At 62.1% G+C, this 20,580-nt stretch carries 11 protein-coding genes; 6 read left to right on the forward strand and 5 right to left on the reverse strand.

Annotated features, from left to right (window positions below; genetic code table 11):
- Positions 1-102: 102 nt before the first annotated feature.
- The gene (locus CAF74_RS27105) at positions 103-6,513 is read right to left on the reverse strand and encodes a non-ribosomal peptide synthetase (RefSeq protein WP_085748382.1); all 6,411 of its coding nucleotides are present in this window, start codon (positions 6,511-6,513) and stop codon (positions 103-105) included.
- A 490-nt stretch (positions 6,514-7,003) separates the two neighbouring features.
- On the opposite strand from CAF74_RS27105, the gene CAF74_RS27110 reads away from it, so the two are divergent.
- From CAF74_RS27110 to CAF74_RS27125, 4 genes are all read left to right on the forward strand, one after another.
- Positions 7,004-7,798, forward strand: coding sequence for a helix-turn-helix transcriptional regulator (locus CAF74_RS27110; protein WP_085748383.1), 795 nt, complete (start codon positions 7,004-7,006; stop codon positions 7,796-7,798).
- Positions 7,799-7,860: 62 nt separating this feature from the next.
- Positions 7,861-9,279, forward strand: a complete 1,419-nt coding sequence (locus tag CAF74_RS27115) for an efflux transporter outer membrane subunit (protein ID WP_085748384.1) — start codon at positions 7,861-7,863, stop codon at positions 9,277-9,279.
- A gap of 150 nt (positions 9,280-9,429) precedes the next feature.
- Positions 9,430-10,035, forward strand: a complete 606-nt coding sequence (locus CAF74_RS27120) for an SCO family protein (RefSeq protein ID WP_085748385.1) — start codon at positions 9,430-9,432, stop codon at positions 10,033-10,035.
- On the forward strand, positions 10,035-10,511 hold the full coding sequence (locus CAF74_RS27125) for a copper chaperone PCu(A)C (protein WP_085748386.1): 477 nt from the start codon (positions 10,035-10,037) through the stop codon (positions 10,509-10,511). The genes CAF74_RS27120 and CAF74_RS27125 overlap by 1 nt, the downstream gene beginning before the upstream one ends.
- An 84-nt stretch (positions 10,512-10,595) precedes the next feature.
- Here the strand turns inward: CAF74_RS27125 and CAF74_RS27130 are convergent, their stop codons facing one another.
- From CAF74_RS27130 to CAF74_RS27140, 3 genes are all read right to left on the reverse strand, one after another.
- Positions 10,596-11,012, reverse strand: a complete 417-nt coding sequence (locus tag CAF74_RS27130) for an organic hydroperoxide resistance protein (protein WP_007956881.1) — start codon at positions 11,010-11,012, stop codon at positions 10,596-10,598.
- 157 nt (positions 11,013-11,169) lie between these two features.
- Positions 11,170-12,183 (reverse strand): ABC transporter substrate-binding protein, encoded by a 1,014-nt coding sequence (locus CAF74_RS27135; RefSeq protein ID WP_007956902.1) that lies wholly within the window; start codon positions 12,181-12,183, stop codon positions 11,170-11,172.
- 142 nt (positions 12,184-12,325) lie between these two features.
- Entirely contained in the window at positions 12,326-13,357 is a 1,032-nt protein-coding gene (locus CAF74_RS27140) for a sterol desaturase family protein (RefSeq protein ID WP_085748415.1), read from the reverse strand.
- Positions 13,358-13,644: 287 nt separating this feature from the next.
- Between CAF74_RS27140 and CAF74_RS27145 the strand changes: the two genes are divergently transcribed.
- Positions 13,645-15,855 carry an LTA synthase family protein gene (locus CAF74_RS27145; protein ID WP_085748387.1) on the forward strand — a complete coding sequence of 737 codons (2,211 nt, stop codon included), beginning with the start codon at positions 13,645-13,647 and terminating at the stop codon, positions 15,853-15,855.
- Between the two features lie 49 nt (positions 15,856-15,904).
- On the opposite strand, the gene CAF74_RS27150 is transcribed toward CAF74_RS27145, so the two are convergent.
- Positions 15,905-17,941, reverse strand: a complete 2,037-nt coding sequence (locus CAF74_RS27150) for a TonB-dependent receptor (protein ID WP_085748388.1) — start codon at positions 17,939-17,941, stop codon at positions 15,905-15,907.
- Between the two features lie 326 nt (positions 17,942-18,267).
- Between CAF74_RS27150 and katG the strand changes: the two genes are divergently transcribed.
- Positions 18,268-20,535: a catalase/peroxidase HPI gene (katG, locus tag CAF74_RS27155; protein WP_085748389.1), complete on the forward strand. Its 2,268-nt coding sequence runs from the start codon at positions 18,268-18,270 to the stop codon at positions 20,533-20,535.
- The last annotated feature ends 45 nt before the right edge of the window (positions 20,536-20,580 follow it).

Here is a 20,580-nt window from a genome sequence, read left to right on the forward strand (position 1 = left end):
CATCGGGGCTTGGGTGTCTGACATGGGAAGCAGGGACAAGCCCCGTGACCGGGCAGTCATGGCGTCGATCCGCGGGAACCGCGAATCGACGCCGATGTCGGCTCAGAGCCGGCGTTTGCGGTTGAGCGTCGGAATGGTGGTTTGCGGCACTTTCAGCTGTTTTGCCTGCGCCGAGGTTTGCGCCGCCAGCGCGGCCAGAGTCGGCTGGCTGAACAGCGTTCGCGCATCGACGTGCAGCCCTGCCTGACGCATGCGCGCCACCAGGCTGACCGCCAGCAACGAATGCCCGCCGAGTTCGAAGAAGTGGTCGTTGCGCCCGACCTGCTCCAGTTGCAACACCTCGGCCCAGATCTGCGCCAGCCGGATTTCGACTTCGCCCTCGGGCGCCTCGTAGCGGCGACTGAGCACCGCCTCTGCCCCCGGTGCCGGCAAGGCTTTACGGTCGACCTTGTCGTTGGGGGTCAGGGGCAATGCGTCGAGTTTCACGTAAGCGCCCGGCGCCATGTACTCCGGCAAACGCTCAAGCACATGGGCGCGCAAGGTTTCGATGGGAGGCGCGTCGAAGCCTTCGCGCACGGTGAAATACGCCACCAGTCGCTCGTCACGCACCAGCACCACCGCTTCACGCAGCGTCGGGTGCTCGATCAGCCGCGCTTCGATTTCCCCCGGTTCCAGACGCAGGCCACGCAGCTTGATCTGGAAGTCGTTGCGGCCGAGGAATTCGAGGTTGCCGTCCGCCCGGTAGCGCACCAGATCGCCGGTGCGGTACAAGCGATCACCGGCCACGAACGGGCTGTCGATGAAGCGCTCGGCCTGCATGTCCGGCAACCCCAGATAACCCCGCGCGACCCCGACCCCGCCGATGTGCAAATGTCCGCTGACACCGAACGGCACCGGTTGATCGTGGGCATCCAGCACGTAGAGTCGGGTGTTGCTCAAGGCCTTACCGATTGGCACCACGGCTTCCGGCACCGGTTGATCCGGTTCCAGCGTCCAGCCGGTGCTGTCGACCGTGGTTTCGGTCGGGCCATAGACGTTGTGCAGACGCACCCACGGCAGGCGCTCGCGGACACGCCGGGCCAGTGCGGCGGTCAGCTCACCGCCACCATTGAGCACGTCGGTCAGGCTGGTGCACTGGCTGACATCGTCCTGTTCGATGAACTGTTGCAGCAGCGCCGGCACGAACTTGACCACGGTGATCTGCCGTTCACGAATCACCTGAGTCACATAGGCCGAATCGCGGTTGCCGTCGGGACGCGCCAGCACCAGCCGCAGGCCGGAACACAGCGGCCAGAAAATCTCCCACACCGAACTGTCGAAGCTGAACGGGGCCTTCTGCAACAGCGCGCCATGTTCGGTCGGCGGACTGATCTGCGAGCCCCAGTGCACCATGTTGCAGGCGCTTCGGTGCTCGATCATCACGCCCTTCGGCGTGCCGGTGGAGCCCGAGGTGTAGATCATGTAGGCCAGGTTCGCAGCGCTCAGACCCGGTATTTTCAGGTTGTCGGCGGACGCGTGCTGCCAGGTGCAACGGTCGAAATCGATGACCGGCACACCCGGCTCGCCCAACAGATTGCGGGTGGTCTCGTGTACCAGCACCGCCACCGGGGCGCTGTCCTGCAGCATGTAATGCAGGCGTTCCAGCGGATAGTCGGGATCCAGCGGCACGTAAGCACCGCCGGCCTTGAGAATGCCGAGCAGGCCGACTATCAGATCCGGGCTGCGCTCGACACAGATCGCCACCCGCGAATCGGGCTGCACGCCGTGCTCGCGTAGATGATGCGCCAGACGGTTGGCCTGTTCGTTCAGCTGGCGATAGGTCAGTTGTTGCTCGCCAGCCTGCAATGCGATGGCGTCGGGTCTGCGCTGTACTTGTCGTTCGAACAACATCTGAAGCGGCTGATCGAGCGGGCAATCGACTTCGCTGGCATTGAACTCGACCAGCAGTTGCTCAAGCTCCGCCGCCGGCAGGATCGGCAAGCGATTCAGCGGCTGTTGCGGAGTTTGCTCCAGCGCATCCACCAGCGTCTGCAACGCGGTTTGCACGTAGTCGCCGATTCGCTGCGCACCGATGCTCATCAGGGTTCGCGTGGTGATCTGCAAAGCGCTGCCCAGATCATCGACGCTCAGGGTCAGCGGGTAGTTGGTGCGCTCTTCGTTCTCCAGGGTCTGAATGCCTTGCCAGGCTGGGTCCGACGCCGCTTCCTGCGCCTCAAGTTCGGTGTGCCGATAGTTGAGCAACGCACTGAACAGCGGCGCCGGTGACGCAACGCCGCTGCAACGCTGGGCCAGCGCCAGTGACGCATGTTCGTGCCCAAGCAAATCGGTCAGTCGGGCGTGGGTGAGCAGCACCGCATCGCGCACGCCACGGTTCATGTCCACCCGCAATGGCAAGGTGTTGATGAACACGCCCAGCGCCCGGTCCGCGCCCTCGCCGCCTTGCATCCGGCCCATAAAAACGCTGCCAAACACCACGTGCTCCTGCCCCGAGGTCGCCGCCAGCACCTGGGCCCAGGCCAGGTGAATCAGGCTGGCCACGCTGACGCCGGCCTGCCGCGCCTGAACACGCAAACGCCGATCCAGTTCAGGCGCAAGCGTGCGTACGGCTTCATCGATGCCGCGCCCGTCGCCCTGCACGTCCTGCAATCCGAACGGCAATGTCGGCTCGTCGATGTCGGCGAGCATCTCGCGGAAGAACGCTTCATGTTCCTGCTCACTGACACCGAGCCGGGTCTGGGCCACGTAATTGCGATACGGCACCGCTGGCGGCAAGGGCTCACTCAGCCCAAGCAAGTTGGCGCGCATTTCATGGCGCAGGACTTCCAGCGCGATGTGATCCAGCGCCAGGTGATGGAACAACAGAATCGCCACGATCCGCCCGTGGGCCGGATCGCGCGCATACATCAGCCGGATCAGCGGCGCCTGACTGACGTCGATGCGATAGCGACGAGCATCGAAACGCGCGTGTAGTTGCGCGAGGACATCGCCCTCGGCCGGATCGAAGGTAATTTCCTGCACCGGCAGTTCGGCTTCGCGCCAGACCACCTGCACCGCAGTGGTCAAACCTTCCCAGACCACCGCAGTGCGCAGGATGTCGTGGCGCGCCATGACCTGACGCAACGCGCCCGCATAGGCCTCGACCCGCTCGACGCTGTCGAACGCCAGCTGCGATTGCAGCAGGTACGGATCGCCCTGCGCGGCAGTGATGTGGTGATAAAGAATGCCTTCCTGCAACGGCGCCAACGGATAAATATCCTGCACGTTGGCCGCCCCGCCCGGCACCGTGGCGATGATCCGGTCGAGGGTGGCCTGATCCAGTTCAACCAACGGCAACAGGTCCGGCGTGATCCGCGTGCAACCTTGCGGAATGCGGTTGGCCGGCACTTCGACCTCGCGGCCACTGCCCACCGACGCGGCCAGTGCCGCCAGGGTCGGCTGGCCAAACAGCACGCGCACATCGCTGCTCATCCCCAGCTGACGCATGCGTTCGATCAGGTTGACCGCCAGTAACGAGTGCCCGCCCAGTTCAAAGAAGTGATCGTGACGCCCGACCTTTTCGACTTGCAGCACCTCGGCCCAGATCTGCGCCAGGAGGATTTCGACATCGCCTTGCGGGGCTTCATATTCGCGGCGGATCAACGCCTCCGGCCCCGGCGCCGGCAACGCCTGACGATCCAGTTTGCCGTTGGCCGTCAGCGGCAGCGCCGTCAGGCGCACGTAGGCCGATGGCAGCATCGCGCTGGGCAGACGGGTCTTGAGGTGAGCATGCAGCTGCGTGATATCCAGCGGCTGGCGTTCGGTGAACCAGGCCAGCAATTGCCCGTCGCGCACCTGCACCACCGCATCGCGCACGGATTCATGGCTGCTCAAAGCGGCTTCGATCTCACCGGGCTCGATGCGCACGCCACGGATCTTCACCTGATCGTCGTTGCGGCCCAGGTATTCGATAGTGCCGTCAGGGCACCAGCGTGCGAGGTCGCCGGTACGATACATCCGCGCGTTGGGCTGGCGGCTGAATGGATCGTCGAGGAAACGTTCGGCGGTCAGCTCAGGGCGATTGAAGTAACCCCGCGCCACCCCGGCGCCACCGACGTACAGCTCGCCGGCCACGCCAATCGGCACCGGACGCTGTCGGTCATCCAGCAGATAGGCCGTGGCATTGCTCACGGGTTTGCCGATGTGCAGCGTCCGGCCCGGTTCGATTCGGCCCGAGGTCGCGACCACCGTCGCTTCGGTCGGGCCGTAGTTGTTGATCACCGCGAACGTCTGCTCGCGATTGAACTGGCGCAGTCGATCACCGCCGATCAGCAGTGTGCGCAGGGTCGGGTGTTCGAGGTGACGGCTGAAGGCGTACTCGGCAATCGGGGTCGGCAGAAAACTCAAGTCCAGCGGTTGCGCACGCCACCAGTCGAGCAGCGCGTCAATGTCTTCGCCGCCGTCACGAGACGGCGCCAGGTGCAGGGTCGCGCCAGCACACAGCGCGGGCCAGACTTCCCAGGCCATGGCGTCGAAGCCGAAGCCGGCGAGGCTTGAAGTGTGGCAACCGGCGCTCAGGTCGAAGGCCGTGCAATGCCAGTCGACCAGATTCGATAACGTGTGATGCTCGACCATCACGCCCTTGGGCTGGCCGGTGGAGCCGGAGGTGTAGATCACGTAGGCCAGATGTGCAGTGGTCAGACCCGAAACGTCAGGGTTGAGATCGTTGATCGGCCAGGCGCGCGTGTCGATTTCAATCACCGGCACGTCGAGCACCGGCAAACGTTCGCGCAGATCGCGTTGGGTCAGGACCACGACCGGAGCACTGTCGCGCAATAAATAGCTCAGCCGTTCCGCAGGATGAGCCGGATCGACCGGTACATAACCGGCGCCGGACTTGAGAATCGCCAGCAGCGCGACCAGCGTGTCCAGCCCACGGCGGGCGACCAGCGCCACGCGGTCATCGGGTCGCACGCCAAGCCCGATCAAATGATGGGCCAGGGCGTTGGCCTGTCGGTTCAGCTCGGCATAGGTCAGCCGTTGTCCTCGGGATTCAGCCGCTACCGCATCCGGTCGTGTCGCCGCTTGCGTTTCGATGCGCTGGTGAATGGTCAGGTTTTGAGGGTATTGCGCGCGTGTGTCGTTCCACTGCTGCAAGAGCGCCGATTCGGTCGGCAGGCTCAGGCTGAAATCACCCACCATCAGCGCCGGGTCTTCAAGCCCCTGCTCCAGCACCCACAGCAAGCGCCCGCTCAGCGCCGCGATTTCTTCGGCGTCAAAGTAGGCCTCGTTGTACACCATGTACAAACTGTCCTCGTAGTCACCACGGCTGCTCAGCAGGTGCACCGACAACGGCGTGCCCTCTGCGTGGTTCGACACTTTGACCACCCGCCCCTGCGCCTCGCCGTAGCGGTATTCATGCGCATCGCGCTCATAGGACACGGTCACTTCGAACAACTGCGAGCGATCCTCGCGCAGCAAGCCGAGGGCACGGTTCATTTCGCTCAAGGGAAAACGCTGGTGGCGAAAGTCTTTTTTCAACTCGTCGTGAATCGCCTTGACCAGCGTCTTGAATGACAACTCGCGGCCAAACCCCATGCGCACCGCGCTGACCTGGGTGAACAGCCCCAGGGTCGATTTGAACCGGGCGCCGGAGCGGTTGAGCAGCGGCACGCCCACCACCCATTCGTCACGCTGGGCGCTGCGGCTGAAATACACATGGATCGCTGCCAGCAACACATGAAACGCCGACGCGCCGTACTCTCGGGCCACCTGCTTCATGCGCTCGTGCAAGCGAGCCGGAAAGACTTGCGAGAAAATCCGGGTCGGTGCCGCAGCGCTGGCAAAGCGTTCCTGATAGCGCGGCAACAACAGCGGCTCGGGCCGATGTTGGTATTTGTCCAGCCAATACGCCCGGTCACGGGCGTAACGGTCGGACTGAAAATACCGCGCATCGTCACGGATGAAATCGACATAGGACGGCGCCGAATCGGGCGGCAATTGCCCGAGCGCCAGCGCGTTGTAGATCTCGTCGAGGGATTTGAGCATCTCGCCGAAACCCCAGCCATCGACGATCAGGTGGTGGGCCTGGAGTGACAGCCAATGGCAGTTATCATCGAGCCAGAGCAGACGAAACCGGAACAACGGCCCGCCGTCCAGCGTAAACAGCTGCTCGATGTTTTCCTGCGTCAGTTGGCGCGCTGCGGCGTATGGATCGGGATGGCTGCGTAAATCGTGCACCGGCATCGGCACCGGCATGGACCTGGCAAAACGCTGCAACGGCAGCCCATCATCGCCGGCCCCCGGCAGCAGGCTGGTGCGCATCGCGTCATGCCGGGCCACGAGACCTTCAAGCGCCGCCTGCATCAGCGCCGGATCCAGCGACCCGGTCAGTTCGACATAGCCACCGATGTTGTACATCGGCGAATTCCCCTGACGCAGTTGGTCGAGCCAGATGTCACGCTGCGCAGCGGTCAACGGGAAGGCCTCGGAGATCGCGGACAGACCGTCCGCCGCATCGGCAGCAAATTGGTTCATAAGATCCATCTCACGTGATTTGGCGCGTATTCAAGCATCGGCCCCGAAATCCGCGTGACACGAAAAACCCGGACAACACTCCCCACTTTGTACAGTTGTGCGAGCCAACAGGGCCTGAGAAGTCAGCGATTTCCCTAAAAGTTCGGAAAGAAATGACTGAAAATCCTGTAGGACAATCGCCACACTTGCCTGCCCGCTAGCGTCCCGCACTGACGGGTGCGGCGGTCCGATCCCCGGATTTCGGGGTTCGTACTAGACCGTACAGTCACGGACTACGCGACCTTGCACATTCACCTGACAGAAACGTGACGCCATTTTTTCGGAAATGGTGGCACTTTGTGTCCCTGTTTTCCCCTACAGACGTAGGACAAATGCATAGGCTTAAATCCCGCTCCAGACGATTTCAAGGAGAAAAGACTGGGTGGGCGTTTCACGGGTGCATGCACGGCAGACGATTCGGCAATGGCTCTAAATCAGGGATGACAAGGATATGAATCTGACCGGCAGTCTTCGCAACATGGAAAATCCGCACTTTTATTGGCAGCTGGGGGAGTTGATCGCCAGCACCGGCAACGAGCGTTTTGCCACGAATATGTTCCAGTTGGTCGACAACCTCGTACCCGTCAATCGCGTCCATCTCAGTGAATGGACCCTGGATGAACGGGACTCAAGCGTGGTTGAGATCAAGGCGTTGGGCAGTGCCGGTTTGCCGGACACCTTTCCGCCCCCGGATCCGTTGCAGCACCCGGACGACCACCCGTTGCTGCAACAGATGATCGAGATGAACGACTCGCTACTGATTCAACTGAAAGCCTCGCTCCAGCATCGACACCCGCACCACAGCGTCCACCAATGCAATCTGGTGTCTCGCACGTCCAATCGCCGTTGCGTCATTTCGTTCTACCGTCCCCACACGCATCGGGTGTTTTCCCTGCCGGAGCTGTCGTTTCTCAAGCGCCTGTCCGACACCCTGTTGCCCTTGATCGAGCGCCACGCGCACATCAGTCGACAAGCCATCGCCCGCCAACCCCGCGCGCCACAAGCCGATCAACCCCAGACGCCGTTGCAACAGGTGTTCGATGAACGCCTGGCGTTGGGCGACATCACCTTGTCGGTGCGCGAGAAAGAAGTCTGCCTGGGTCTGCTGACCGGCGGCACCGTGCCGCAAATGGCAGAAAAGCTGCGGGTCAAGAACAGCTCGATCGAGACCTACCTCAAGCGCGCGGCCGCCAAGCTTGGGGTCAGCGGGCGACACGGTCTGGCGAAATGGATGGCTGGAGCCTGATCTGGCGTTTTTCTCATCACGGGCGCCCGGCGTCCGCTCTCATTCGTGAACGAGGCTGTTTGATGTTCAGATTGCCGATTTCCCTGCTGTCCGCTGCGCTGCTGCTGGGCGGTTGCTCGTTGATTCCCGATTACCAGCGACCGGCATCGCCGAGCGCTGCGCAGTATCCGCAAGGTCCGGCGTATGCCGCGCAATCCCCGGTCACGCCCCGGGTGGAAGACTGGCGCGCGCTGTTCAATGACCCGGCGTTGCAGCAATTGATTGAAAGCGCGCTGGTCAACAACCGTGATCTGCGGGTGGCCGCGCTGAACGTCGAGGCGTTTCAGGCGCAGTACCGCATCCAGCGCGCCGATCTGCTGCCGGCGGTGTCGGCCAGCGCCAACGAACTGCGTCAGCGGGTGCCGTCCAGCGTGACCCGCACCAAGGCGGCGATCACCTCGACCTACTCGGTGAATCTGGGCATCAGCGCCTATGAACTGGACTTCTTCGGCAGGGTGCGCAGCCTCAGCGAGCAGGCGCTGCTGACCTGGCTGTCCACCGAAGAGGCCCGGCGCAGTGCGCAATTGAGTCTGGTGGCCAACGTCGCCAACGCGTACCTGACCTGGCGCGCCGATCAGGAGTTGCTGGCGCTGGCCCGGGAAACGCTGGCCGCCGACGAACGAAGCCTGCACCTGACCACCCGCAACCGCGAGGCCGGCAAGTCTTCGGCGCTGGATCAGATTCAAGCACAAACCAGTGTCGACAGCACCCGCGCGAGCCTGGCCCGTTATCAGCGTCAGGTCGCCCAGGACTTGAACAGCCTGACGCTGCTGGTGGGTGCGCCAGTGTCGGAAAACCTGCCGGCGCGTCCGCTGGACAGTGATCTGGTGGCAACCGTGCCGGCCGGACTGCCCTCGGACTTGCTGCAACGCCGGCCGGACATTCTCCAGGCCGAATACAAACTGCGCGCCGCCAATGCCAACATCGGCGCGGCGCGGGCGGCGTTTTTCCCGAGTGTCAGCCTGACCGCCAATGCCGGGACATCCAGCCGCGATCTGTCCGGGCTGTTCAAGGGCGGCTCCGGTGCCTGGACATTCCAGCCGCAGATCAACCTGCCGATCTTCAGCGCCGGCAGTCTGCGCGCCAGCCTGGATTACGCGAAGCTGCAGAAGGACATCAGCGTCGCCGAGTACGAAAAGACCATTCAGACGGCATTCCAGGAAGTGTCCGACGGCCTCGCGGCGCGCCAGACCTACGAACAGCAACTCCAGGCCCAACGCGATCTGGTGCAGGCGACCCAGGATTACTACGACATGGCGCAGCACCGCTATCGAAGCGGCGTCGACAGCAGCCTGACGTTCCTCGATGCCCAGCGTTCGCTGTTCAGTTCCCAGCAAGGGCTGATTACCGATCGGTTGGCGCAGTTGGTGGCGCAAGTGAATCTGTACACCGCGCTGGGCGGCGGCTGGAGCCCGGTCGAGTCGCCACCGCCAACACCTTGAGTCATGTTTTCTTACACCTTTTGTCGCCTGTTCCGACATTGACAGGTGATCAAAAACCGACCTGCCGGATCATTTTGGTATCATGCGCCGCTTTTACGGTTAACCCCCCGCCTGTCCTGCCGACCGGCGGGCTCCAAAGGGCGGTATGAAATGACGGCTTTGTTGACTCGCCGCAAGGTGCTTGCGGGAATGGGCGTACTCGGTCTCGGCCTGCTCGCCGGCTGCGACACCCGCGGCGAACTGTCGTACAAGTACGGCAAGGATCTGAGCGACAAGATCCTCGGACGCACCTTCAAGCTCAAGGACACCGAAGGCAACACCGTGACGCTGTCGAGCTTTCGCGGCCTGATGCCGATGATCTTCTTCGGTTTCACCCAGTGCCCGGCGATTTGCCCGACGACGCTGGCCCGCGCCGCAAAAATCAAGAAGCTGATGGGCAAGGACGGTGACATCCTGCAAGTGGTGTTCATCACCCTCGACCCGGAACGCGACACCCCGGAAATCCTCGACGCCTACGTCAAGACCTTCGATCCAAGCTTCGTCGCGCTGTACGGCACCCTCGAAGAAACCAAGGCCACCGCCAAGGAATTCGACGTGTTCTACGAAAAAGTCCCGGCCGGCGACACCTATACCCTCTCCCACACCGCCACCAGTTATGTCTACGACACCCGGGGCAACTTGCGTGTGGGCCTGTCTCAATCGCTTTCTGCACAAGAGTGCACGGAAGATTTGCTTACCGTCATGGAGGTCTGCTGATGAACCCTTTTCTGAATCACATCAAACGTGCCGCACTGGGCCTGTCCCTGCTGGGCCTGGCTTTCCAGGTATCGGCGCAGACCAGGGTCGACGACGCCTGGGTGCGTGCGACCGTGCCGAACCAGTCGGCCAGCGGCGCGTTCATGACCGTCACCGCCGACAGCGACAGCAAGCTGCTCAGCGTTGCCTCGCCAGCGGCCAAGGACGTGCAGATCCATGAGATGACCATGAAGAACGACGTGATGAGCATGGGCCCAGTGAAATCGGTCGACCTGCCAGCGGGCAAGGCCGTCAACTTCGACCCGAATGGTTACCACGTGATGCTGATGGGCCTGACCGCTCAGTTGAAAGAAGGCGACAGCGTGCCGCTGACCCTGACCGTGGAAAACGCCAAGGGCGAAAAGGAAACCGTTGAAGTGAAAGCGCCGGTCAAGGCGCTGACCATGGAAGGCCACGATCACAGCAAGATGCATTGATCGTGCGACGGACAGATTTACGGCCTCAAAAAACAAAAGGGGCGGCATGATCGACGATCATGCCGCCCCTTTTGCATCTGGATATCAGACCAGTTTCAATTCGACCTCGATATTGTTGCGCGTGGCCTTGGAGTACGGGCACACCTGATGCGCCGCATCCACCAGCTGCTGCGCCGCGCCGCGCTCCATGCCCGGCAGGCTTACATTCAGTCGCGCCTGCAGGAGATACCCTCCCGAATTAGTGCCCAGGTCCACTTCGGCATCCACCGCCAGGTCCGCTGGCAGGCTGATTTTCTGCTGCCCCGCCACCGCTTTCATCGCGCCGATGAAACACGCCGACCAGCCTGCGGCGAACAATTGTTCCGGATTGGTCCCGCCGCCACTGGAGCCGGGCGACGACAGTTTTACATCGAGGATCCCGTCGGAACTGCGCGATGCGCCGTCACGTCCGCCGGTGGTGTGGGTTTTCGCGGTGTAGAGGACTTTTTCGATCTGACTCATGGCGATCTCCTGAATGAAAAACAGCAGATTGTTCACTCGGCGCCTCCCGTCGCAGCCTTGAGGTGCGCCCCCGTTTCACACAGCCCTCTGACTATAGACGCGGGTTTGTCGCTCACCCGGCGAACGGACGTGCGGACTGCTCAGAAAAGACGAGTGTTCAACTCCCCGCCCCGCCATGCGCCTCTTCAAAGAAATAATCCTTCCAGCTGTCCGCCTTGTTTTTCAGCACGCCCAGCTCCTGCAGTTTCTCTGCATAGATAAAGGTGCGTTGCGGCACCACGGTGAAATCGATTTCCGGGTCGGTGACAATTTTCTCAACCAGCGCCAGCGGTAGTTTCGACTGTTCAACCCGAATGTAAGCTTGAGCCGCCGCAGGCTTGTCGGCTTTGATGATCTTCTCGGCCTCGGCCAGGGCGTCGTAGAACGCCTTGTAGGTTTTCGGGTTTTCGTCGTGGAATTTTTCCGTGGTGTAGAGCACGTTGAATGTGGCCTGGCCGCCGAGCACGTCGTAGGAACTCAGCACCTTATGCACGTTGGGATTCTGCAGTGCCTGGTACTGGAACGGTGGGCTGGAGAAGTGTGCGTTGATTTCCGAGCCGCCGGCGATCAACGCGGCCGTCGCATCCGGGTGCGGCAGGCTGACGGAGATGTCGTCGAATTTCTTGTATTGGTCATTGCCGAATTCCTTGGCCGTTTCGATCTGCAGCGTGCGCGACTGGAAGCCCACACCCGCCGCCGGCACGGCGATGCGATCCTTGTCGCTGAAGTCCTTGAGGGTTTTCACGTTCGGGTTATTGGTCAGCAGGTAGTTGGGCATCGAGCCCAGCGAAGCGATGGCCTTGACGTTCTGCTTGCCCTTGGTGCGATCCCACACGGTGAGCATCGGCGGCACGCCGGCCGAGACCACGTCCAGCGATCCGGTGAGCAACGCTTCGTTCATGGCGGTGGCGCCGGAAATGCTGTTCCAGTCGACCTTGATGTCCAGGCCCTGGGCCTTGCCGTGCTTCTCGATCAAGTGCTGATCGCGCACCACATCCAGAATCAGATAACCGATGCCGAATTGCTGGGCGATGCTGATCTTGCCTTCGGCCTGAGCGGTGTTGCCGAGTAGCGAACCAGCCAGCGAAGCCGCCAGCAGCGTCAGTGCAGAACGTTTGAACGGTAGGGCCATGACAACCTCGCAGTGATTTCCAGGAAAATCTGTGAGGCCGGACTTTATCGCTATAAAAAACGAAATTTAAATACCGTTATCGCATATTGATATCACTGGAAAACCAGCTTCGAAAAACTGATGAACAGGCTGATACCGACGTTCAAGGCGTACGCTGGTTGAACCGGGTTCTAAGACCGTCGGCGTTCAATGACAGGCGCTTCGCGGTTTCCACGAACGGGGTGACGGTCAGGCTGTACAGCGTCAGATAACGCGTGCGGTCCTGCTCGCCCGTGCCGAAGCGCAAGGCTTCGGGCTTTGAGGTGGTGACGTACAGCGTGCCGAACAGCCAGTCCCACAGTGACAGATTGATCGCGAAATTCTTGTTGAAATGGCGCGGTGCGTCGCTGTGATGAATCTGGTGCTGGGCCGGGCTGCTGAGCACATGCTCGACCGCCGGCCCGAACGACAGCCAGACATGGCTGTGCCGCAGATTGGAGCCCAGGCTGTTGATAATCAGCGCCAGCCAGGTCACGCCGAACAGCGTGTAGCGGCTGATCTCGCCGCCGCAGGCATACCAGACCGTCCCGGCAAACGCGCCGAGGCCGGCGGTGATGACGATTCGTTCAACGATCGATTCGGCAATGTGAATCCGGCTGGCGGTGGCCGGCACCAGCACCGGCGCCGAATGATGAACCTTGTGAAATTCCCACAGATAGCGGGAATGAAAGGCGCGGTGAATCCAGTAATGCAGAAAATCCCTGAACAGGAACACGCCCAGTCCGTAGAACAACGCGATCAACGGGTGTTCCGGCACTTGCTCGCGCGCGCCCCACAACTGAGTGAAAAACTGTGCGTAGTCGCCCGAACGCAGAATATGCGGGTCGACGAGGCCGACCACGGGCAACACCAGCGTCACCCGAAGAATCGCCTTGATGAAGTAATAACGGTAATCCAGCCAGGCCGAACGATGCCCGTGAACACGACCGCCGCCGACAAATTGCCAGAAGGATCGGGCTTGCGTCAGGTGCCGGGATTTTCGGTGGCGATAAAGGCCGTATGCCACGCCGTAGGATGTGAGCAGAAACACCACACCGAGGCGGCCGTTCAAATCGAACAGGCCAAGGAACCTTTCGGTGACCGGATCGATCACCCAGCGGCTGAGCTGCGCGTGAAGTTGCGCGAGTAAATCCACGACGAACGACTCCATCAGAAGTCGCGCATTGTAAATCGCACTGGTTCGCAAATGCAGCACGAACGGATCAAAGGCCGCTTAAACAGCCTGAAACAATAAAACCGCCGCCGCACTCAGGCCGGAAAACCGCCAAGACGGTCGCCGATCAAGGCCCCGCCCCTTGCGGATGGATCACAGCGATCTTCGGGACCGGATCACCCAGCCGTTTAAAAAGGCGATCAGACTGCCGACGCTTGGTATCATCGCCCACACTTTTATGACGGTTTAATGGCTGGAAGGTCTTTTTTGTGAGCGCTCTTTTTCAACGGCTGCGGCGCCTGGATGCCCGCCTTCTTTCTCTGGTTTTCCTGGTACTGATCGTGCCGGTGTGTCTTCGCGCGGCGCTCGGCTGGTCGAGCCTGTTCGGTTATCTGTCGGATCTGGCCATCGGCAGTTTGCTGGTGGTTTTGTTACATCGTCGTCCCTGGTGGCTGGCGCTACCGGTGCTGCTGTTCTGGGGATTGCTGGCGGTGGCGACCGCGGAACTGGTCAGCGCGGTCGGGCGCCTGCCGACCGTGGCAGACCTGCATTACCTGATCGACCCGCAGTTCGTGGAGAACTCCACCGGCGGCGGCTTCGCCCACCCCGGTGTGGCGGTTGCGCTGCTGGTGGCTTTGACCCTGTGGTTACTGAGTCACTGGACTCGACGCGCGACAAAGTTCCCCGCTCTGCCCCGCGCAGCCTGGGCGACGCCGGTGCTGCTGTTCTGCGCGTACTGGGGCGCGCAGCACCTGAACCCGAGCGATGCCGACCCATGGCGTCTGTACAACCTGCCGCACCAGTTGCTGGCCGCGCAGGTTGCCGACGTGCAGATGCAGGCTGAAGAATGGCTGGACGGCGACACCCAGGTCGCGCCCCCACCGATGGCCGGGCTCACCGATGTCGATCTGAACGGTCACCCATTGCTGGCGGCCAAAGGCCAGGCGCGCAATGTGCTGATCGTTGCCCTCGAAGGCATTCCGGGCGCCTACATCGGTGCCAATCGCCAAGCTATCGGCAGCCATTATCAGGAGGACCTGATGCCCAACCTCAGCCGCTGGGCCGAGCGCGGCATGAACACTCCGGATTACGTGCTGCACACCCATCAGACCATTCGCGGTCTGTACGCCATGCTCTGCGGCGATTACGACAAACTCGACAACGGCACGCCCAAAGGCGTGGAAATGCTGACCCAGCACGAGCGCAATCAGGCGTGCCTGCCGGCCCAGTTGCGTCAGCACGGTTTTGCCACTCACTACCTGCAAGGCGCAGGGCTGCGGTTCATGGCCAAAGACAAGATCATGCCGCACATCGGGTTCGATGCGACCCATGGCCTGGAATGGTTCACCAACGCCAACTACCTGGAATTCCCTTGGGGCAAGGATGACAAGGCGTTCTTCGAAGGCGCGCTGAAATACGTCGGCGACCTGAAAAAGCAGAAACAGCCGTGGATGCTCACGCTGCTGACCGTCGGCACCCACCAGCCCTACTCCGCGCCGGAGGATTACCTGCAACGCTACGACACGCCCAAGCAGGCCGCCGTCGGTTATCTGGACGATGCGCTGGAGCAGTTTCTCAGCGGCCTCGAACGCCAGGGCGTGCTGAAAGACACGCTGGTGGTGATCACTTCGGACGAGTCCCACGGCATCGACGGCGTACGCCTCGCGTCGTCCTGGGGCTTCAACCTGACCCTCGCGCCGGAGCAGGCGCAACTGCCGCGCCTGAACGCCGGGGTCTACGGTCACGTCGATCTGAGCGCGTCGATTCTGGATTACTTCGATTTTCCGGTGCCTTCCGCCCTCAGCGGGCGCTCGTTGTTTCGCGATTACGATTCGGGCCGCGAAATCATGTCGTTCACCAACGGCAAGCTGCGCTATCACGACGGTCGCGGCCTGCTGACTGAATGCGACATGCCGCGCCGTTGCCGCAATTACGCCAGCGAAGGGTTCATCGCCGAAAGCGCCACGTTCAAGGGCAATGCCAGCGGCCAGAACGCCCGGGACATCGCCGCCCGCGCCTCGGCCCTGGACCTGTCGCTGCTGCGCACCCCGCTGAACCAGCGCTATCAGTTCGGCAGCGCCAACGTCATCCCGCTGCAAGCGCAGATCAAGGACGACTGGGCAGACAACCTGATCGGCGCGCAATACCTGGAAATGCCCAAGGGCTCCCACACCCGCGTGCGCCTGACCGTGCGTTCGGTCGATCCGCAGCAGGCAGCGTACATTCAGCTCAAGGCCAAGGAGTTCGAACAGGACGTGCAACTGGGCCTGCCGACCGAGATGGTCGCCACGGCGGATCAGCCGCTGGAGATGGACTTCAGTTTCGACAACCCGCAACCGCGCAAGGCGTTTTCGTTTCACTTGTTGGGGTATGGGCTGGGCGCCGTGGAAGTCAGTGATTTCAGCGTGATCACCGAACTGCCGGGGCAACAGGATCTGCTGGACGAGATCCCGGAAGAAGACACCGCTCAATCGAGTTGAGGTCGACGCCAGCGTCGCAACGACGCTGGCGCCCGTCCGGTGTGAACGATCAGAAGGTGGTACGCAGTCCGACCTGAATGCTGCGCCCTTCTGCCGGTGCAATATCGCGCAGGATCGAGCTGGCGTAACGCACGGTCTGGTTGGTCAGGTTCTCGGCATTGACGAAGGCCAGCCATTTGCTCTGGCCAACATCAAAGTGATAACCCACATTAGCCCCCAGCGTGGTGTAGCCGTCGGTGCTGCTTTCGTTGTCCGGCACCCGGTGCTGGGAACTGGCGTGTTCCACATCGATCCGTGCCTCCCAGCGATCCAGCTCCCACAACAGACCGGTGTTCAACCGCAGTGGTGCGATGCGCGGCAGGTCCTGGCCGTTGTCGAGGTTCTTGGCGCGGGTGTAGTCGCCCGACAGCTCCAGCGCAAACTTGCCGTAGGCATTTTCGCCAAGGGTCCAGCGATCCTGCGCTTCGATACCGCTGAAGCGCGCCCGCACGCCGGAGTAGGTGTATTCGGGGATGCCGTCGGCGTCCTCCTCCCCTTCGTCATTCAGCGTGCGTCCGGTGCTGAGCAAGCCGATGTAATTAGAGAAGTGGCTATAGAACACGCCCACGCTGCCCTTGTGGGTGCCGTTGTCGAAACGCAGGGCCAGGTCGCTGGAGACGGCTTTCTCTTTCGACAGCCCCGCATCCCCGACTTCATAAGTGCCGGTGGCAACGTGGGCGCCGTTGGCGTAAAGCTCATAGAACGTCGGCGCGCGTTCGGTGTAGCCCAGCGTGGCGGCGACCGACCAGACCGGCGTCAGCGTGTACACCGCGCCGGATGACAGGCTGCCGGCGGTGAAGCTGCTGGAGCGATCGGCATTGGCGAAACGCTCGTTGCCTTTGGCGTCCGGGTCGACCGTGGTGTGTTCAAGGCGTCCGCCGAGGGTGAACAGCAGGCGATCCGTGGCTTGCAGCTCTTCGAGAATGAACAGTGCACCGGCATCGGTATCGGTGTGCGGCACGAAGGCTTCTTCGCCCAGCGCCGAGAATTCGTTGCGACTGACCTGCGCACCAATCACCCCGTTGAACGGCCCCAGCGGCTGATGCCGGGCCTCGACCCGCGCCTCGTAGCCCTTGTTCTTGAACGTGGTGCCGACCTCGCCGCCCTCGATTTCGCGGTGCTGGTAATCGGTGTAGCCGGCGTCGAACTTCACCGAGCTGAACGGGCCGTCGAGGTTGCGAATTTCCGAGGCAAACGCGTAGTGCTCCTGCTCCATGCGGATGCGCACGTCGTCTTCGGCCGGCGAGCCGTAGTTCGAATCGTAATTGCTGTACGACAGCCCCGCGTAACCGTCATCCCAGGTGTACGACCCGCCCACAGCACCGCCGTCCTGACGACCATCGCTGTTGGCCAGCCGATGCTTCTTCGAATCGCCATCGTCGTTCGCCCGCTCACGACTGGTCTTGGCGTAGCCGGGGATTTTAAGGTCATTGAATTCGCGGGCGCTGGCGTCCACGTGCAAGGCGAACTGGCCGTTACCGGCTTCGAGTTTGCCGGCGCTGCTGCGGGTGGTGTCGGCGCCGCCGTAGCGCAACTCGCCAGCACCGTGAATGCCGTCGATGGCTTCGGTCGGGATGCGGTTGTCGAAGGTGTTGACCACCCCGCCGATGGCGCTGCCGCCGTACAGCAAGGCTGCCGGGCCACGGACGATTTCGATGCGCTCGACGTTGACCGGATCCAGCGGCACCGCGTGATCGTAGGACAGCGACGAGGCGTCCAGCGCGCCGACGCCGTTGCGCAGGATGCGAATGCGATCGCCGTCCTGCCCGCGAATGATCGGCCGACTGGCACCCGGGCCGAAGTAGGACGACGACACACCCGGCTGCTTGTTCAGGGTTTCGCCGAGGCTGCCCTTTTGCTGCAGCGTCAGGTCATCGCCGCTCAACACGGTCGAAGGCGAGGCCAGGGTCTGACTGCCCAGCGGATTGCCGGTGATGACTTGCGGTTGCAGTTCCAGCGGGTCGGCGGCGAATGCGGGCAAAGCGATCAGCAGCGCCGAGGCCATGAGCGTCAGGCGGGGTTGGTAGGTGTGGAAACGGGAAGGCATTTAAGAAATCCGTCAGGCAGAAAAGTGAGGATCAATGCCGGCGCTACAGAGGGTGTATTACTGGCATCGATCAGATGAAATCATTTTTATGTTATACAATAACATTTCCAATGGCCATCACGTTTCTTCCCCACAATTGCAAACCATCGCTCAAGCACGGGCATTTCAGCGCCCTGCCCGGCCCACGCTCCCGGCTCGTCGCGTAAGAGACTGCGCCTATCACGCTCCAATAGTCGGCCTATTAGCTGACTCGCCGAGTCGGGTCTAGCCTTACTACTCCGAAGTCGGCACGAGCCGGCCGCAGAAGACCTGATAAGGACCCGAACATGGCAAATGAATCGAAATGCCCGTTCAATCACGCCGCCGGCGGTGGCACGACGAACCGCGATTGGTGGCCGAATCAACTGAACCTGAAAATCCTGAGTCAGCACTCGCCCGCATCCGATCCGATGGGCAAGGACTTCGACTACGCCAAGGCTTTCAAGAGCCTGGATTTCCAGGCTCTCAAACGCGATCTGACGGCGCTGATGACCGACTCCCAGGAGTGGTGGCCAGCGGACTTCGGCCACTACGGCCCGCTCTTCATCCGCATGGCCTGGCACAGCGCCGGCACCTATCGCACTGCTGACGGCCGTGGCGGCGCCGGCTCCGGCCAGCAACGCTTCGCCCCACTCAACAGCTGGCCGGACAACGTCAGCCTCGACAAGGCCCGCCGCCTGCTGTGGCCGATCAAGCAGAAATACGGCCGCAACATTTCCTGGGCCGACCTGATCGTTCTCACCGGCAACGTCGCGCTGGAATCGATGGGCTTCAAGACCTTCGGTTTCTCCGGTGGCCGCGCGGACGTCTGGGAGCCGGACGAAGATGTGTACTGGGGTTCGGAAAACAAATGGCTGGGCGGCGACAATCGCTACGGCAAGGACCCGGAATCCATGCAGCCGCCGGGCGAAGGAACACTGGTCGCGGAACCTGCCGAACACGGCAATGAGGAAAGCCGCACCAATCAGGGCGAACGCAACCTCGAGAACCCGCTCGCCGCCGTGCAGATGGGCCTGATCTACGTGAACCCGGAAGGCCCGGAAGGCAATCCCGACCCGGTGGCCTCGGCCAAGGATATCCGCGAAACCTTCGGCCGCATGGCCATGAACGACGAGGAAACCGTCGCCCTGATCGCCGGCGGCCACGCCTTCGGCAAGACCCACGGCGCCGGCCCCGCCGATAACGTCGGCCCGGAACCGGAAGCCGCCGGCCTCGAAGAACAAGGCCTGGGCTGGAAAAACAGCTTCGGCACCGGCAAAGGCGCCGACACCATCACCAGCGGCCTGGAAGTGACCTGGACCACCACCCCGACAAAGTGGAGCAACAACTATCTGGAAAACCTGTTCGGCTTCGAATGGGAACTGACCAAGAGCCCGGCCGGTGCCCATCAGTGGAAACCGAAAAACGGCGCCGGGGCCGGCACCATTCCCCACGCCCACGACCCGAACAAACGCATCGACCCGACCATGCTTACCTCCGACCTGGCCCTGCGTTTCGACCCGGCCTACGAGAAGATTTCGCGGCGCTTCCTGGCCAATCCCGATCAACTGGCCGACGCCTTCGCCCGCGCCTGGTACAAGCTGATTCACCGTGACATGGGCCCGCTGTCGCGTTATCTCGGCCCGGAATTGCCTCAAGAAGAACTGCTGTGGCAAGACCCGATTCCCGAGGCCAACCATCCACTGGTGGACGACAGCGATATCAGGGCGCTGAAAGGCAAAGTACTGGCGTCGGGGCTGTCCGTTTCGGAACTGGTCTCCACCGCCTGGGCGGCCGCATCGACCTTCCGGGGTTCGGACAAACGCGGCGGCGCCAATGGTGGACGTCTGCGTCTGGCACCGCAAAAGTTCTGGCAGGCCAACCAACCGGAGCAACTGGACAAGGTGCTGAAAGTCCTCGAAGGCATTCAGAACGAGTTCAACGCCGGTGCGGCAGGCAAGCAAGTCTCGATGGCGGACCTGATTGTGCTGGCGGGTAATGCCGGTGTCGAACAAGCAGCGAAAAACGCCGGGCACACGGTGACTGTGCCGTTCAATCCGGGGCGCACCGATGCGACTCAGGAGCAAACCGACGTCGAGTCGTTCGGCTTCCTCGAACCGCACACCGACGGCTTCCGCAACTACGCCGCCAACACCTATCGCGTGCCGGCCGAAGCGTTGCTGATCGACAAGGCGCAACTGCTGACGCTTTCGGCGCCGGAAATGACCGTGTTGATCGGCGGCCTGCGCGTGCTGGACACCAACGTCGGCAAGACGAAACACGGGGTCTTTACCGACAAGCCCGGATCACTGACCAACGATTTCTTCCGCAACCTGCTGGACATGGGCGTGGAATGGAAACCGACGTCGAAAACCGAGTTCGAAGGCCGCGACCGTAAAACCGGCAGCGTGAAGTGGACGGCGACCCGGGTCGATCTGGTGTTCGGTTCCAACTCGGTGCTGCGGGCGCTGGCAGAGGTGTATGCCAGCTCCGATGCGAAGGAACAGTTCGTCAACGACTTCGTTGCCGCTTGGGCGAAGGTGATGGATCTGGATCGGTTTGATTTGCGCCAATAAACCTTTTTCATCCACCCACAAAAAACGCCGCTCATCGAGCGGCGT

It is taken from the genome of Pseudomonas sp. R45(2017) (assembly GCF_002112305.1).
GTDB lineage: Bacteria > Pseudomonadota > Gammaproteobacteria > Pseudomonadales > Pseudomonadaceae > Aquipseudomonas > Aquipseudomonas paraglycinae.

Excerpts from the sequence above, each read along its gene's own strand:
- CAF74_RS27105 (WP_085748382.1), bottom strand. The coding sequence starts at position 6,513 with ATGAACCAATTTGCTGCCGATGCGGCGGACGGTCTGTCCGCGATCTCC.
- CAF74_RS27110 (WP_085748383.1), top strand. The coding sequence starts at position 7,004 with ATGAATCTGACCGGCAGTCTTCGCAACATGGAAAATCCGCACTTTTAT.
- CAF74_RS27115 (WP_085748384.1), top strand. The coding sequence starts at position 7,861 with ATGTTCAGATTGCCGATTTCCCTGCTGTCCGCTGCGCTGCTGCTGGGC.
- CAF74_RS27120 (WP_085748385.1), top strand. The coding sequence starts at position 9,430 with ATGACGGCTTTGTTGACTCGCCGCAAGGTGCTTGCGGGAATGGGCGTA.
- CAF74_RS27125 (WP_085748386.1), top strand. The coding sequence starts at position 10,035 with ATGAACCCTTTTCTGAATCACATCAAACGTGCCGCACTGGGCCTGTCC.
- CAF74_RS27130 (WP_007956881.1), bottom strand. The coding sequence starts at position 11,012 with ATGAGTCAGATCGAAAAAGTCCTCTACACCGCGAAAACCCACACCACC.
- CAF74_RS27135 (WP_007956902.1), bottom strand. The coding sequence starts at position 12,183 with ATGGCCCTACCGTTCAAACGTTCTGCACTGACGCTGCTGGCGGCTTCG.
- CAF74_RS27150 (WP_085748388.1), bottom strand. The coding sequence starts at position 17,941 with ATGCCTTCCCGTTTCCACACCTACCAACCCCGCCTGACGCTCATGGCC.
- katG (WP_085748389.1), top strand. The coding sequence starts at position 18,268 with ATGGCAAATGAATCGAAATGCCCGTTCAATCACGCCGCCGGCGGTGGC.